Genomic DNA, 322 nt, shown 5'->3' with positions numbered 1-322 from the left:
CAACCCAATCGGATCCTGATGCACAAACCTTCCCACCACAGGATCGTAATACCTGAACCGGTTGTAGTGCAGCCCCGTCTCGCCGTCAAAGTACTGTCCCTGGAACCGTAGCGGTTGCTCCACCAGCGCAAGGCTTTGTACCTCACCCTGGGCGGCCAGGGCCAGCGGGCGCTGGTCGTGGGTGAACACCGCCGCATCGTCCGTGCCGGTGCGCAGGTACTGCAACTGCTGTGTCTGGCCCCAGACCTTGTAGCTTGCGGCCCAGACGATGCGGCCGGCTTCGTCGGTGAGCTCCTGGGGGGCGCCGATCTGGTCGCAGTGG

General features: G+C 64.3%; 1 protein-coding gene. It reads right to left on the bottom strand.

Annotation, left to right across the window (positions count from 1 at the left end; genetic code table 11):
• Window positions 1-322, bottom strand: a 322-nt coding sequence (locus tag L995_RS24230) for an RHS repeat-associated core domain-containing protein (protein WP_047473974.1), incomplete at both ends; no start/stop codon positions are given.

This window comes from Delftia sp. ZNC0008 (assembly GCF_000799035.1).
Lineage (GTDB): Bacteria > Pseudomonadota > Gammaproteobacteria > Burkholderiales > Burkholderiaceae_C > Comamonas > Comamonas tsuruhatensis.
This window is presented reverse-complemented; position numbering and strand designations above follow the sequence as displayed.